Source organism: Streptomyces sp. BYX5S, from assembly GCF_054724165.1.
This window is the reverse complement of sequence record NZ_CM138829.1, coordinates 3,203,429-3,218,761: the sequence shown is the minus strand read 5'-3', so window position 1 is coordinate 3,218,761 and position 15,333 is coordinate 3,203,429. Positions and strand designations below refer to the sequence as shown.

At 72.0% G+C, this 15,333-nt stretch carries 11 protein-coding genes; 8 read left to right on the top strand and 3 right to left on the bottom strand.

The window, feature by feature from the left end; genetic code table 11:
- Nucleotides 1-38: 38 nt before the first annotated feature.
- Nucleotides 39-2,195: an alpha-galactosidase gene (locus ACYBSK_RS14610; protein WP_460246362.1), complete on the bottom strand. Its 2,157-nt coding sequence runs from the start codon at nucleotides 2,193-2,195 to the stop codon at nucleotides 39-41.
- A 332-nt stretch (nucleotides 2,196-2,527) separates the two neighbouring features.
- On the opposite strand from ACYBSK_RS14610, the gene ACYBSK_RS14605 reads away from it, so the two are divergent.
- The 7 genes from ACYBSK_RS14605 (at nucleotide 2,528) to ACYBSK_RS14575 (ending at nucleotide 12,944) form a co-directional block, all read left to right on the top strand.
- Nucleotides 2,528-3,811, top strand: coding sequence for an ABC transporter substrate-binding protein (locus tag ACYBSK_RS14605; RefSeq protein WP_460246361.1), 1,284 nt, complete (start codon nucleotides 2,528-2,530; stop codon nucleotides 3,809-3,811).
- Between the two features lie 34 nt (nucleotides 3,812-3,845).
- A complete protein-coding gene (locus tag ACYBSK_RS14600; protein ID WP_460246360.1) occupies nucleotides 3,846-4,778 on the top strand; it encodes a carbohydrate ABC transporter permease in 933 nt (310 codons plus the stop codon).
- Between the two features lie 27 nt (nucleotides 4,779-4,805).
- Nucleotides 4,806-5,648 (top strand): carbohydrate ABC transporter permease, encoded by an 843-nt coding sequence (locus ACYBSK_RS14595; RefSeq protein ID WP_457477500.1) that lies wholly within the window; start codon nucleotides 4,806-4,808, stop codon nucleotides 5,646-5,648.
- Entirely contained in the window at nucleotides 5,645-6,667 is a 1,023-nt protein-coding gene (locus ACYBSK_RS14590; protein ID WP_460246359.1) for a LacI family DNA-binding transcriptional regulator, read from the top strand. Before ACYBSK_RS14595 ends, ACYBSK_RS14590 begins: the two co-directional genes overlap by 4 nt.
- Before the next feature lie 123 nt (nucleotides 6,668-6,790).
- Entirely contained in the window at nucleotides 6,791-8,719 is a 1,929-nt protein-coding gene (locus ACYBSK_RS14585; RefSeq protein WP_460246358.1) for a glycoside hydrolase 5 family protein, read from the top strand.
- 6 nt (nucleotides 8,720-8,725) lie between these two features.
- Nucleotides 8,726-10,972 carry a glycoside hydrolase family 3 N-terminal domain-containing protein gene (locus tag ACYBSK_RS14580; protein ID WP_460246357.1) on the top strand — a complete coding sequence of 749 codons (2,247 nt, stop codon included), beginning with the start codon at nucleotides 8,726-8,728 and terminating at the stop codon, nucleotides 10,970-10,972.
- Nucleotides 10,973-11,000: 28 nt separating this feature from the next.
- A complete protein-coding gene (locus ACYBSK_RS14575) occupies nucleotides 11,001-12,944 on the top strand; it encodes a cellulase family glycosylhydrolase (protein WP_460246356.1) in 1,944 nt (647 codons plus the stop codon).
- 16 nt (nucleotides 12,945-12,960) lie between these two features.
- Here ACYBSK_RS14575 and ACYBSK_RS14570 read toward each other — a convergent pair whose 3' ends face one another.
- Nucleotides 12,961-13,632: a DUF4097 family beta strand repeat-containing protein gene (locus ACYBSK_RS14570; protein WP_460246355.1), complete on the bottom strand. Its 672-nt coding sequence runs from the start codon at nucleotides 13,630-13,632 to the stop codon at nucleotides 12,961-12,963.
- A 264-nt stretch (nucleotides 13,633-13,896) separates the two neighbouring features.
- On the opposite strand from ACYBSK_RS14570, the gene ACYBSK_RS14565 reads away from it, so the two are divergent.
- Entirely contained in the window at nucleotides 13,897-14,646 is a 750-nt protein-coding gene (locus ACYBSK_RS14565; protein ID WP_460246354.1) for a GbsR/MarR family transcriptional regulator, read from the top strand.
- A 186-nt stretch (nucleotides 14,647-14,832) separates the two neighbouring features.
- On the opposite strand, the gene ACYBSK_RS14560 is transcribed toward ACYBSK_RS14565, so the two are convergent.
- Nucleotides 14,833-15,306: an SAM-dependent methyltransferase gene (locus tag ACYBSK_RS14560; protein WP_460246353.1), complete on the bottom strand. Its 474-nt coding sequence runs from the start codon at nucleotides 15,304-15,306 to the stop codon at nucleotides 14,833-14,835.
- Between the last annotated feature and the right edge of the window lie 27 nt (nucleotides 15,307-15,333).

Here is a 15,333-nt window from a genome sequence, read left to right as displayed (position 1 = left end):
CGCCGCAGGGGCTCACAAGGCGCGGAGGCGTCACGCGCTCACACCGCCCGCACCCGCACCAGCAGCAACTGCTCCGGGTACAGGGCCGGCGCCCGCACGCCGACCCGCGCGAGCGCGGCGCCGCTCAGCACGAGCGGCGCGTCCGTCCACGGCGTCCGTTCCGTCTGCCGCAGGCGGGGTGCGTCGCCGGGCGCCTGGACGCTCACCCGGTAGGCGCGGTCCGGGTCGAGGCCGGGCAGGCGGACGGTGCCGGGGACGGAGGTCAGCGGCGCGTCCAGCTGGACCAGGGCGAACAGGGCGTCGCCGCGGTCGGGTGCCACGACGCCGTGGACCGCGAGCGCGGGATCGTAGGAATCGGCCCGTACGGTCGTCCCGCTGTGCAGCAGCGGCCTGATCTCCTTGTAGAGGGCCACCCAGCGGGCCAGTTCGGCGCGTTCGGCCGGTGTGGCCGAGGTGAGGTCCCACTCGATGCCGAACGACGCGAACAGGGCCGTGCCCGCGCGGAACGCGAGGTCGTGGGTGCGCCCCGTGGTGTGCGAGCGGGGCGCGCCGACGTGGGAGCCGACCAGCTCGGGCGGCAGCAGCTGGGCGGTCCAGCGCTGGATCTGCTGGCGCTCCAGCGGATCGATGCAGTCGCTCGCCCAGACACGGTCGGTGCGCTCCAGGATGCCGAGGTCGACACGGAGACCGCCGGAGGAGCACGACTCGATCTCCACCCGTGGATGGCGGGCGCGCAGTTCGTCGAGCAGCCGGTACACGGCACCCGTCTGCGCGTGCACCCCGGGCGTGCCCTGCGGTCCGTGTCCCGCGTCGATCAGGTCCCGGTTGTGGTCCCACTTGAGGTACGCGATGTCGTACTCGGTCAGGAGCGCGTCGAGGCGTTCGAGGATGTACGCGTACGCGCCCGGTTCGGCGAGGTCGAGCACCTGCTGGTGGCGCGAGGTGAGGGGCCGCCGGCCACCGGTGGCGAGCAGCCAGTCGGGGTGGGCGCGGGCCAGGTCGGAGTCCGGGTTCACCATCTCCGGCTCGACCCACAGGCCGAACTCCATGCCCAGGTCCCGCACTCGCTCGATGAGCGGGCCGAGCCCCTTCGGCCAGACGCCTTCGTCGACGTACCAGTCACCGAGGCCCGCCGTGTCGTCGCGACGGTGCCGGAACCAGCCGTCGTCGAGGACGAACCGTTCGGCGCCCGCTTCGGCGCCGAGCCGGGCGAGTTCGGTGAGCCGGTCCAGGTCCTGGTCGAAGTAGACGGCCTCCCAGGTGTTCAGCACGACCGGGCGGGGCCGCAGTTCGGGTTTGCGTGCGCGCAGGTGCGTGTGGAACCGCTCGGCGATCGCGTCGAGACCCCCGTCGCTGTGGGCGGCATACACCCACGGGGTCGTGTACGACTCCCCCGGCGCGAGCCGTACCTCGCCGGGCAGCAGCAGCTCGCCGCCGCCGAGGACCGCGGCGCCGGTGGAGAGCCGTTCGGCGTACGTGTGGTGGTTGCCGCTCCACGCCACGTGCAGCGCCCACACCTCGCCGTGCCGGAAGCCGAATCCGGGGGTGCCGGCGGCGAGGATCAGCGGGGCGTCGGGGCCGGTGCGGCCGCGCCGGTTCTCGCGGGCGTGGACGCCGACGGTGAACGGCAGCCGCTGCGGGGCCCGTTCGCGCCCCCAGCGTCCGGCGAGGTCGAACAACTCGGTGGCGACCGGTGGAACGGGGAGGGTGACGGCGAGCCCGTCGACCACGAACGTGCCTTCCGTGGAGACCACTTCGCCCCGCTGTCGCAGCAACCCCTGTGCTGTCAGCTCCAGTTCGAGCATGAGGGTGAGCCCCGCGACGGCGTCCTCGCCGACGGCCACCACCCGGCCGCCGCTCCGCCCGGCGGCACCCCCGTGGCCGTCCACCACGTCGATCCGCGTGCACCGGAACCACGGCGACCAGGCCGTGCCGTCGTCGCGGTGTCCGGTCAGGCCGGGGCGCCCGCTCCACCCCGAGGCGTGCTCGCGCGCCAGTGACGGGGCGACGGCGCGGTCGGCCTCGTTGGGTACGGGGGACGGGGTGACGGCGCGGCACAGTGCGGCGAGGCCCTCGGCGTCCAGGGCGCCGAGGTCCGCGCCCCAGTGCACGACGGCCGGCAGCCCCTCGTCCGGCGCGGCCAGCACGAGGCTCACCCCGGCGGCCCGCAGATGGACGGGCCCGTTCGCAGGCATGACGGGGTCGATCGACGGCACGGGGGTCTCCAGACGGTCGGGAACGCGCACGCGGGGACACACGCGGGTGACGCCCCTTCGTGCCACCCCGCGAAGAGTTTCACCACGACGCCTTCGGGGCGTCAACACGGTTGCACGGTCCGTGCCCCGGCCGTCGACGCCGCCTCCCGACAGGCGTCACCAGTCGTGCACCGACCCGTCCCGCAACCGCACCTCACCCCGCACGCAATTCACCATGCGCAACAAGGGGTTGACCGGGCTCCGCTTCGCGCTTAAGTTGCTCGCACCCCGAAGGTATATCGATATACCAACGCGACAGGAGGCCTCCCGCCTTGCGCTCCCCTATGAATCGACGCGGCTTCATGGCTCTGGGTGCGGGTCTTGCGGCGGTGCCCGCGCTCAGCGCCTGCGGTACGTTCTCCGCCTACGGCTCGGACCCGGACACACTGGTGATCCACAGCCAGATGGGCGGAAACGCGCCCGGCTCCCCCACGTTCCGCGCGGTGGTGAACCAGTTCCGCGAGGAGAACCCGGACATCACCGTGAAGAACCTGGTCAACGGCGACGACCTGGGGCAGGTCTACGAGACCTCGCGGCTCGCGCGCGCCGAGGCCGATGTCGTGATGGTGAACCTCTACGACAAGACGCTGTCGTGGACCGAGGTCGGCGCCACCGTTCCGGTCGGCGGGTACCTCGACGACTGGGGGCTGCGCGAGCGGGTGATCCCGAAGGCCGTCACCGAGTGGACCGACGAGAAGGGCCGGCTGCGCGCCCTCCCGTACATCGGGACGAACTGGCCGGTGGCCTTCAACCACGCGCTCCTGGAGCGCGCGGGCGTCGACGCCCCGCCGGCCACCTCCGACGAACTCGTGGCCGCCGCCAAGAAGTTGCGCGGCAAGGGCATCACACCGTTCACGGTGGGCGGCAACGACTGGACGGGCCAGAAGCTGCTCGCCCAGATCATCCAGACCTTCCTGACGCCCGCCGAGGCCCGGCACCTGTACCGCGAGGGCGACTTCAGCGGCTCGCGCGGCGCGCAGGAGGGCATCGCGTACTTCGTGGACCTGCGGGACGCCGGGGTCTTCGCCGACAAGGCGCAGGGCCTGATGTCCGACTCGATGACGACGCAGTTCAACACGGGGCACGCGGCCATGGAATCGGCGATGTCGTCCGCTCTCGCCAGCGTTCCCGACAACGTTGTCAAGACCACGTCGGTCGGCGGTTTCCCGCTCCCCGAGGGGGCCGCGCAGAAGAAGCCGACGATCCTGCGCACGTACACCGTCTCCGGCTTCTGGATCAGCCCGAACGGCGAGAAGAAGATCAAGACCGTGGAGCGGTTCATCCGCTTCATGTACCGGCCGGAGGTCGTGGACCGGTTCGTCACCGAGGGCGGCCGTGACATGTCGGTCGTCACCGACGCGCTCAGCACGGACTTCCCGCTGGTGGCGAAGGCGCAGCAACTCGGCGACGACGTCAGCCAGGTGGTCCTGCCCGACCAGTACATCCCGGCCGCCGCGGCGCAGCCGCTGATCCAGGCCACGTCGACCGCCTTCACCCCCGGTACCTCCGCGCGCGCCATCCGGGCGGCGCTCGAGTCCGCGTACCGCTCCGCCTGAGCCCGCCGCACGTCGAGAACGGAAGTCGCCCCCGATGACGATCACAACGCCTCGGCCCGCCGTCGGCGCGGGCCGCGCCCCCTCCCCCGAGGAGACCCGCGCGAGCCGGAAACGCCAGGGCAGCACGATCCTGGCGCTGCCCGCGCTCGTCTGGTACCTGCTGTTCATGGTCGGCCCGATGGTCGCGATCTTCGTGATCGCGGCCCTGCACTGGCCGGGCATGCTCCAGCCGGTGTCCTTCGCGGGCCTCGACAACTTCCGCACCGTGTTCGCCGATCCGACGTTCTGGGACGCGGTGCGCAACACGGCGGTCCAGCTGGCCATCGCGCTGCCGGTGATGATCGTGTGCGCGTACATGATCGGCTACTACGTGGCGCAGCGGCCGCCGGGCCACCGCGTCGTCCGGTACCTGCTGTTCGTGCCGGGCCTGATCTCGACGCCCGCGAAGGCCATGGTCTTCTACGCCGCCCTCTCCCCCGACGGCCTGCTGAACGGCGCCCTGTCGGGGCTCGGCCTGGACTCGCTGACGGACGCCTGGCTGGCGAGCCCGTCGACGGCCCTGTACTGCCTGATCGCCATGGACGTCTGGGCAGGCATCGGCTTCACCGCCGTGCTGTTCGCCGCCCGGCTGTCCAGCGTTCCCGAAGACCTCGGTGAGGCCGCGCAGTTGGACGGGGCGGGGCACTGGCGCACGATGTGGGGCATCCACTTCCCGGTCGTGCGGGACTACGTGGGTGTGGTGACGATGCTTCAGCTGCTGTGGACGCTGTTCGGTTCGGCGCAGTACGTGCTGCTGCTCACCCAGGGCGGCCCCGGCACCTCGTCGACGACGCTGTCCTTCCTCGTCTACCAGAAGGCGTTCATCGAGGCGGACCTCGGATACAGCCAGGCCGTGGGCGTGGTGCTGTTCCTCGGCGGGCTCGTGGGCCTGCTGACCGTCCGCCGCGTCTTCCGCGCCAGCCACTGAGCCCTGAGCCGATCGGAGCTGTTTTCCTTGAGCAAGAGTCATGCGAGGTTCGGGCGGTCGTGGTGGCCCGCGCACATCCTGGTGTGGGGGTACGCGGTACTGCTCGCGGTGCCGCTGTACTACTTCGTCGTCTCCGCCTTCAAGTCCAACGACGCGATCTTCGGCAGTCCGCTGGCGCCGCCGACCTCGTTCGGCTTCGACAACTTCGCGACGGCCTTCCGGACCGCGGGGCTCGGCACGGCGGTGCTCAACTCGGCCCTGGTGACCGTGCTGGCGCTGGTCCTGACGCTGGGGCTCGCCGTCCCGGCGGCGTTCGCGCTCGCCCGGTCCGAGGGGCGGGCCGCGTCGGTCATCGAGAAGGTGTTCTCGCTGGGGTTCCTGATCCCGACGTTCGCCGCCCTGTTCCCCACGTTCCTGCTCGCCGCCGCGGCCGGCCTGTTCCACACCCGTACGTTCATGGTGCTGCTGCTTCCGGCGACGGCGCTGCCGCTGTCCGTGGTGATCCTCGTGCAGTTCATGCGGACCATCCCGAAGGAGATGGAGGAGGCGGCGCGGATGGACGGCGCCTCGACGTTCGCGGTGCTGCGCCACATCTACACGCCGATGTGCCTGCCGGGCATCGCGACGGTGCTTCTCCTGAACTTCCTCAGCTTCTGGAACGAGTACCTGTACTCCCTCGTCCTCATCGGCCCCGACCCGGATCTGCGCACCATCCAAGTCGCCCTGCCCACCCTCAAGTCGGTGACCGGCACCGACTACGGTGTACTGACGGCGGGCACGGTGCTCACCCTGGTGCCGGTGTGGATCGTCTACACCGTGCTCCAGAAGCGCATGCAGACGGCGCTCGTCAGTGGGGCGGTGAAAATGTGAGCGTGCCGAACACGGGCAGGCGTCCCACCATCAAGGACGTGGCGGCCGAGGCGGGTGTCTCGCCGGGCGCGGTGTCGAAGGTGTTCAACGGCACCGGCCGGATCTCCGAGCCGACCCGGCGGCGCGTGCAGGACGCGGCGGCCCGGCTCGGCTGGTCGCCGAACGCGGCGGCGAGCGCCCTGCGCCGCTCCCGCAGCCACACCGTCGCCCTCGTGGTGCGCCGCCCCAGTGATGTCCTCGGCACGGACCCGCACTTCAGCGAGCTGATCAACGGTCTGGAGAGCGAGCTCGCGCCGCGTGGCTACGGTCTGCTGCTGCACCTGGTCGCGGACGTCGACGAGGAGGGCCGGCTGTACGAGCGGCTGGCCGCCGAGGGCCGGGTGGACGGCGCGGTGCTCACCGACAGCCGGACCGACGACCCGCGCCCGGCCCTGCTGCGGCGCCTGGGCTTGCCGTTCGTGCTGCTCGGCGGCCCGGACGGGGTGATGCTCAGTCACCAGGAGACCGGTGTCACGGAGGCCGTGGAGCATCTGCTCGGCCTCGGCCACCGGCGGATCGGCTATGTCTCCGGGCCGCCGGAGCTGGTTCACTCCGGGTTCCGGCAGGGTGTGCTGACGGACGTGCTCGCGCGGTCGGGGCTCGCCCCGGCGGCCGTGGTCCCCACGGACTTCAGCGCACCGGCCGCGATCGCCGCCACGGAGCGGCTGCTCGCCCTGTCCCCCCGGCCCACCGCGATCGTGTACGCCAACGACTCGATGGCGGTGTGCGGCATCGGCGCCGCCCAGCGCGCGGGCCTCTCCGTCCCCGGTGACCTGTCGGTGATCGGCTACGACGACCTGCCGCTGGGCCGGTGGCTGCACCCCCGGCTGACCACCGTCGACCAGCGGGTGACCGTGGTGGGCGCGGCGGCGGCGCGGACACTGCTCGCGGAGGTGGGAGAGGTGGACGTGCCCGCACCCGACCTCGCGGACAGCCCCCGGCTCGTCGTACGCGAGTCGACCGGACCCGCCGCCCCGTAGGTCACGCCGCAGCGACTGGATGTCCGTACCGGCGTAGCGGACTCGGGGCTCTGCCCCGGACCCCGCTGCTCAATGGCCGCAGGGGCTCAATACGTCATTCCCGGCACCACTGTTTGGAGCACCATGCGTCGCCACAGCGCCCAGCTGTCCCACCACCCCGCCGTTCTGCCCTGGCTCGGCGCCAACTACTGGTCCCGTACGGGCGGTCTGCTCATGTGGCGGAACTACGACCCGGCCGTCGTCCGCGAGGAGCTGCGGACGCTGCGGGACCACGGCCTGAACATGACCCGCTCCTTCTTCTACTGGCCCGACTTCCACCCCGAGCCGCACCGGATCGACAACGAACTGTGCGACCGTTTCCGGGACTTCCTCGACGCGCACGAGGAGCTGGGCATGGGGTCCGTGCCGACGTTCATCGTCGGTCACATGTCCGGCGAGAACTGGGACCCGGCCTGGCGCGGCAACCGCGACCTCTACGAGGACGTGTGGATGGTCGGCCGGCAGGCGTGGTTCGCCAGTGAGATGACACGCCGGTTCAAGGACCACCCGGCGGTCACCGGGTGGCTCATCACCAACGAGATGCCGGGGTACGGCCGGATCTACCAGGTCGATCCGCCGTCCTCGGACGTGGTGACGGCCTGGGCGCAGTTCATGTGCCAGGCCGTGGTGGCGGCGGGCGCGACGCAGCCCGTGTCCCTCGGCGACGGCGCGTGGGGCATCGAGGTGACCGGCAAGGACAACGGGTTCTCGCTGCGGGAGACGGCGGAGTACGTGGACTTCGTCGGGCCGCACGTGTACCGCTCGGACACGGACCGGCCGCGCCAGCACTACCGGGCGGCGTTCGAGTGCGAGCTGGCCGCGGTCACCGGGAAGCCGGTGGTCCTGGAGGAGTTCGGCCTGTCCACGGACACCGTGTCGGCGCGCAACGCGGGCGTGTACTACCGGCAGACGCTGCACAACTCGCTGCTCGGCGGCGCCACCGGGTGGATGGCGTGGAACAACACGGACTACGACGACCTGTGGGAGCAGTCTCCGTACGACCACCACCCGTTCGAGATGCACTTCGGCATCACCGACAGCGAGGGACGGCCGAAGGAGCCGCTGCGTGAACTGGCGGCGTTCGCCCAGGTGTTGAAGGACGTCGACTTCCCGCGCTGCCGCAGGGTGGACGCGGGCGCGGCGCTGGTGGTGCCCGCGTTCCTGGAGAAGGGCTACCCGTACAGCCGTCCCGCCGACCGGCCGCTGATCTTCACGTCGCTTCAGCAGGGGTACGTCGCCGCGCGCGGCGCGGACCTTCCGGTGGGCTTCGTGCGCGAGGCCGACGGGCTGCCGGACAGCGGCGACGTGCAGCTGTATCTGCTGCCGTCCACGCGGCAGTTGACGACGCACACGCGGCGCGGGCTCGAACGGCGGGCGCGGGAGGGGGCGACGGTGTACCTGTCGTTCTGCTCGGGCGAGCACCCGGGGACGCGCGGGCCGTGGTTCCACGACCTGGACGGGCTGTTCGGCGTCGAGATGCAGCTGTCGTACGGGGTGGCGGAGCCCATCGAGGACGACGTGCTGGAGATGACGTTCACCGAGGACTTCGGTGGCCTGCGCGCCGGTGAGACGCTGCGCTTCGCCGTCGCGGGCAACGAGGACAGCCGGGCCTGGCTGCCGGTCGTCCCCGACGGCGCGCGGGTCGTGGCGACGGACGCGCACGGCCGGCCGGCGCTGCTCGTCCACGAGATCGGCGCGGGGCGCACGGTCCTCGCCACGTATCCGCTGGAGCACATGGCGGCGCGCACGGCCCGGGTGAACCCGGAGCAGACGCACCGGCTGTACGCGGCGCTCGCCGAGGTGGCGGGGGCGGCCCGCCCGGTGACCGTGGACACGCCGCTGGTCAGCGCGGACGTGCTGGAGCACGAGGACGGGCGGCGGTTCCTGTGGCTGGTCAGCCAGGCCGACGAGGAGCTGACGGTGCGCCCGTGCGACGACCGGGGCACGGCGCTGGACAAGGTGACACTCGACCCGTACGGCGTCCGCGTCGTCCCTCTCGGCAAGGATGCCTGACCCGCCATGGAGCTGTACAAGGACGCCACCGCGCCGGTCGCCGACCGTGTGCGCGACCTGCTCGGCCGGATGACGGTGACGGAGAAGGTCGGCCAGGTCAACCAGCGGATGTACGGCTGGAACGCCTACGAGCGGACGGCCGACGGGCACCGGCTCACCGGCGCCTTCCGTGACGAGGTGGCCCGGTTCGGCGGGATGGGCGCGCTGTACGGCTTGCAGCGCGCCGACCCGTGGTCGGGTGTCACCTTCGCCGACGGGATCACGGCGGCGGACGGGGCGCGGGTCGCGGACGCGGTGCAGCGGCACGTCGTCGAGCACACCCGGCTCGGCATCCCGGTGCTGATGGTGGAGGAGGTGCCGCACGGCCATCAGGCCCTCGACGGCACCGTGCTGCCGGTGAACCTGGCGGTCGGCGCCACGTGGGATCCGGACCTGTACCGGGAGGCGGCGGCCGCCGCGGCGGCCGAACTGCGGGCCCGGGGCGGGCACATCGCGCTGGTGTCGGCGCTCGACCTGGTGCGGGACCCGCGGTGGGGCCGCAGCGAGGAGTGCTTCGGCGAGGATCCGTGGCTGGCGGCCCGGCTCACCGAGGCGCTGGTCGAGGGGATGCAGGGCACGGACGGCGCGTACGGCGCGGACCACGCGGCCGTCGTCCTCAAGCACTTCGCGGGGCAGGGGAGTTCGGTGGGCGGGCGCAACAGTGCCGCCACCGAGATCGGGCTCCGGGAGCTGCACGAGATCCACCTTCCGGCGGCGCTCGCGGGGGTGCGGGCGGGCGCGGCGGGCGTGATGGCCGCGTACAACGAGTTCGACGGGCTGCCGTGTGCGGCCTCGCGGGAGCTGCTGACCGGGCTGCTGCGGGAGCGCTGGGGTTTCGACGGTCTGGTGATGGCCGACGGCTGCGCGCTCGACCGGCTGGTGCGGCTGACCGGCGACCGGCCCTCCGCGGCGGCGCTCGCGCTGTCGGCGGGCACCGACTTGAGCCTGTGGGACGCGGTGTTCCCGGAGCTGGAGACGGCCGTGGAGCGCGGGCTCGTCGCGACCGATGTGCTCGACGCGGCGGTGGGGCGCGTCCTGGCGCTGAAGTTCGGCCTCGGCCTCTTCGAGCGGCCGTACGTCGGCGAGCGGCCGCAACGGGCCGACCGTACACGGGAGTTGAGCCAGCGGATCGCGCGGGCCTCGGTCACGCTGCTGCACAACGACGGGGCGGCGCTGCCCCTCGGGTCCGGCGCGCGGCGCATCGCCGTGCTCGGCCCCAACGCGGACTCGATCCCGCAGCAGATCGGCGACTACACGGCGCCGCAGCGCCCCGGCAGCGGTATCTCGGTGCTCGCCGGGCTGCGGGAGGCCGCGCCGGACGGTACGGACGTGTCGTACGCGCGCGGCTGCGATCTGGTGGGCGACGACCGTTCGGGGATCGCGGAGGCCGTGGAGCTCGCGGCGGCGTCGGACGTGGCGGTGCTGGTGCTCGGCGGTTCCAGCGCGCGGGAGCACGACACGGTCTTCGACGACAACGGCGCCGCGATCGTCGCCACCGGCAATCCCACGGAGATGACCTGCGGCGAGGGCGTCGACCTCGCCGACGTCCGGCTCGGCGCCGGGCAGCGGGCGCTGGTGGCGGCGGTCGCGGCGACCGGCACGCCCGCGGTCGCGGTCCTGGTCCAGGGGCGTCCGCACGCGGTGCCCGAACTCGCCGACGGGGCGGGCGCGTTGGTGAGCGCGTGGTATCCGGGGCCGTGGGGTGGGCGGGCCGTCGCCGACGTACTGTTCGGGGCGTGCGAGCCGAGCGGGCGGCTCCCGGTGTCGGTCCCGCGCTCGTCCGGTCAGCTGCCGGTCTTCTACAACAGCAAGGACCACGGCTACCGCGGTTACGTCGACGAACCCTCGACGCCGCTGTACCCCTTCGGCCACGGACTGGCGTACACCACAACGGAGTTCGGCGCGCCGCGCGTCACCGACGGGGTGTGCGAGGTCGAGGTCACCAACACCGGGCAGCGGCCGGTCCGTGAGGCCGTGCAGCTCTACGTGCGCCGGGTCGGCGGCGGCACGTCCTGGCCGCGCGTGCGCGAACTGCGCGGCTTCCAACGCGTGGAGCTGGCACCCGGCGAGAAGGCGACCGTCGCCTTCCCCCTCGACGACGCGGTCCTCGCGTCGGTGACCCGCTCCCTGGATCTCGCCGTGGAACCGGGCACGTACGAGATCGGTACGGGCCCGTCGTCGCACGCCACCCGGTCCACGACGCTGACCATCTGACGCCCCACCCCACAAGGAGCACTCCGCCATGCGTCGCCACAGCGCCCAGCTGTCCCACCATCCGTCCGTCCTGCCCTGGCTCGGCGCCAACTTCTGGTCGCGCACGGGCGGTCCGCTGATGTGGCGGAACTACGATCCGGCCGTGGTCCGCGAGGAGTTGCGGGTCCTGCACGACCACGGCCTGAACATGACCCGCTCGTTCTTCTACTGGCCCGACTTCCACCCGGAGCCGCACCGGATCGACGACGAACTGTGCGTGAGGTTCGACGACTTCCTGGACGCGCACCGGGAACTGGGCATGGGCACGATCCCGACGTTCATCGTGGGTCACATGTCGGGCGACAACTGGGACCCCGCCTGGCGGGGCGGCCGTGACCTGTACGCGGACGCGTGGATGGTGGGCCGGCAGGCGTGGTTCGCGCACCGCATGGCGGCCCGGTTCAAGGACCACCCCGCCGTCACCGGATGGCTGATCAGCAACGAGATGCCGGGCTACGGGCGCCTGGAGGGCGAGCCGCCCGCGCCGACCGAGCAGGTGACGGCGTGGGCGCAGGCCATGTGCCACGCGGTGCGGGCGGCGGGGGCGACGCAGCCGGTGTCGCTCGGCGACGGCGCGTGGGGCATCGAAGTGCACGGCCGGAACAACGGATTCTCGCTACGGGAGACGGCGGAGTACGTGGACTTCGTCGGGCCGCACGTCTACCGCTCGCAGAACGACCGGGTCCGCCAGCACCACAACGCGGCCTTCGAGTGCGAACTGGCCGCCGTGACCGCGCAGCCGGTGATCCTGGAGGAGTTCGGCCTGTCCTCGGACACGGTGTCGGAGGAGAACGCCGCGGTCTACTACCGCCAGTCCCTGCACAACTCCCTCCTCGGCGGGGCCACGGGCTGGATCGCGTGGAACAACACGGACTACGACACCCTGTGGAACCAGGGCCCGTACGACCACCATCCCTTCGAGATGCACTTCGGCATCACGGACAACGCGGCCCGCCCGAAGCCGCCGCTGCGCGAACTGGCGTCGTTCGCCGCGGTGTTGAAGGCCGTGGACTTCCCGCGCTGTCGCCGCGCGGACGCGGAGACGGCACTGGTCGTGCCCGCTTTCCTGGAGTGGGAGTTCCCGCGCGCGCTGCCCACCGACAAGCCGGTGATCTTCTCCGCGCTGCGCCAGTCGTACATCGCGGCCCGCGAGGCGGACCTGCCGCTCGCCTTCCGCCGCGAACTCGACGGCCTCCCGGAGGACGCCCGCCTGTTCCTCCTGCCCGCCACCCGCCAGATCACCTCCGGCACCCGCATCGAGCTGGAACGCCTCGCCCGCGGGGGCGCCACCGTGTATCTGTCGTACTGCTCCGGCGAGTACGCGGAGACGCGGATGCCGTGGTTCCAGGGCATGGACGCGCTCTTCGGCATCAAGCACCAGCTGTCGTACGGGATGGTGGAACCGATCCGCGACGAGGTGCTGGAGCTGACGTTCACGGTCGACTTCGGTGACATCGAGGCCGGGGACACCCTCGCGTTCCAGGTGAACGGGACCGAGTACTCCCGCTCCTACCTGTCTCTCGTCCCCGACGGCGCCGAGGTCGTGGCCACCGACGCGCACGGCCGTCCGGCGCTGCTGCGGCACGCGGTCGGCGACGGCTGGGCGGTCCTGTGCGCGTACCCGCTGGAACACATGGCGGCCCGCACCCCGGGGGTCAACCCCGAGGAGACGCACCGCCTCTACCGCGCCCTCGCCGCGCACGCGGACGTCACCCGCCCGCTGACCGTGGACTCCCCCTGCGTCGCGGCCGACACGCTCGTCCACGAGGACGGCCGCCGCTTCGGCTGGCTGGTGAGCCAGTCCCCCGAGCCGCTGACCGTGACACCTGCCGTGTCACCTCGCGGGGCCGCCCCGCACGACCTGGCGACCGGGGAGCCGGTCGCCGAGGTCGAGCTGGAGCCGTACGGGGTGCGGGTGGTGGAGCTGCGCTGATCCTGCCGGTTCCGGGTCACAGGCTGCGGGCGGTGATGTCCCCGTGGTCCGTAGTGGCGTGGATCGCGAGGCCGGCCTTGGCGCCTTCCGCGTTCATCAGCGAGTTGTGCACCCGGCCGTAGCCGGTGCCCGCGTCGAGCGTGGCGGAGACACCGGGGGCGGCGTCGACCGTCACGTCACCCATCATGGTGCGCAGCTCCAGCGCGCCCGAGGTGGCCTCGGTGACCCGGATGTCGCCCTTCTGGACCTTGATGTCCGCGGAGCCGGTGAGCCGGCCGACCGTGACATCACCGGCGTAGGCCGACAGGTGCACGCTCGCGGCCTCGTCGATCTTCACGGTGCCGTGCGCGCCCTCGCAGACGAGGTCGCCGAGGCGTCCGACGCCGCGGAACTCGACGGCGGCCGACACGGTGCGGACCGCGGAGCCGGACGGCAGCTGGACCGTGATCTCGACGGCGCCGGACGCGCCGAGGAGCTGGTTCTTCTCGGCCGGGGCGTCGACCCGCAGGACCCCGTCGGCGAACTCGACCGCGGTCTGCTCGGCGGCCTTCACGTCGCGGCCCTTCGAGGAGTCGGCGGGCCGGACGTCGACGGTGGTGTCGGCGCGGTCGGCGGCGATGACCTGGACGCGGCCGGCCGGGAGGTTCAGGACGGCGGAGATCGTGGCGGGGGTGTCGAACTTCTGCATCGTGCACTCCTTGAGTCGTTGCGCTTCGTTCCGCGCTTCGTTTCCGATGAAGGAAAAGCTACGTTGCGTTTCATGATCGCTCAACAGTGTCGTTGCACGCGGAACACATAATGGCAGCTCACGGCGGCAATATCGTTGCAACGAATAAGAATCTAACGCAACGGAAGGCATCCGTCCGTTGCATTGGGGTGAGACTGAACGCTACGCTGACGATGACCGGACGCCACGGATGCCGACGGACGACACGAGACGCGGGAGATCACGATGCCGGGAGGCCGACTCACCCAGCAGGAACGGCAGCAGATCGCGGTCGGGCTCGCCGACGGGCTCGCGTACGCGGAGATCGCCCGCCGGCTGGAGCGCCCCACCTCGACCGTCACGCGCGAGGTGATGCGCAACGGCGGCCCGACCTCCTACCGCGCCGAACTCGCCCACCGCGCCACCGAACGCCGCGCCCACCGGCGCAAGCAGACCCCGCCGCCGGGGAGCGGGGAGCCGGCGCGGGTGGCCGGGCGGCGCAACGAGGAGGCGGTGCGCGAGTACGAGGAGACGTTCACGACGCTGCTCATGCAGCAGGGGCTGCCCAAGATGACCGCGCGCGTACTGACCTGCCTGTTCACCAGCGACGAGGGCGGACTCACCGCGGCCGAGCTGGTGCGGCGCCTGGACGTCAGCCCGGCGTCCGTGTCCAAGTCGGTCTCCTTCCTGGAGGAGCAGGGGCTGCTGCGGCGGCAGCGGGACGCGGGGCGCCGCGAGCGCTACCTCGTCGACGACGACGTCTGGTACCAGTCGACCGTGGCGAGTGCGCGTGGCACCGCGCGGCTCGCCGAGGTCGCGCGGCAGGGTGTGGGGGTTCTTGGCCGGGGCACTCCTGCGGCTGCGCGGCTTCAGAACATCGCGCGCTACAGCGAGTTCATGAGCGAGTCCATCATGCGGGCCGCCGACCAGGTCCGCGACATCCTCCACACGAAACCGCAACCGCCGGCGGCAGCCACCCCCTCCCGGGAAACCTGACCTTCGGCCCCGCCGTCCCCTTCAAGCCCCCTTGCGGTGACTGAGCGCCCCTCAAGCCCCTGCGGCGATTGAGCAGCGGGGTCCGGGGCGGAGCCCCGGGGTGTGCGCCGGGTGGGCGTGGCTGAGCTCGGGGCTCTGCCCCATACCCCGCTCCTCAATCGCCGGAGGGGCTTGAACGGGCCCTCGTCACCGGACGGGCTTGAAGTACTCCGACATGACCTGCCCCACCCACTCCGGCTGCCTGACGGCCCGCGGCCGGAACTCCTCCATCACCGGCTTGAGGTCGATCACCGGTGTGCCCGACACCGCGTCGAGGCCGACCACCGTCAGCTCGCGGCCGTGCACCGACTCGATCGCGCAGGCGGTCACGCCGATGCGGTTGGGGCGGCGGGGGCCGCGGCCGGCGAAGATTCCGACGGGCGGGAGGTCGGCGCGGCCACGGTAGGGGCGCGGCTCGCGGTGGTCCTCGGACTCGGCGAACCGGTCGAAGAGGAAGAGGACTTCGACGTGGGAGAAGCCTTCGAGGCCCTGGAGGCAGGCCTCGCCGAAACGCTCGTCGACGGTGATCGTGCTGCGCACCGCACCCCACTGGTCGGTGTGCTGGACGTCGGTCCGGTCGTTGCGGACCGTGCCTATCGGTGTGATCTCGAAGCTCGGCATGGGGCGAGCCTAACGCCGCGGAGCCTG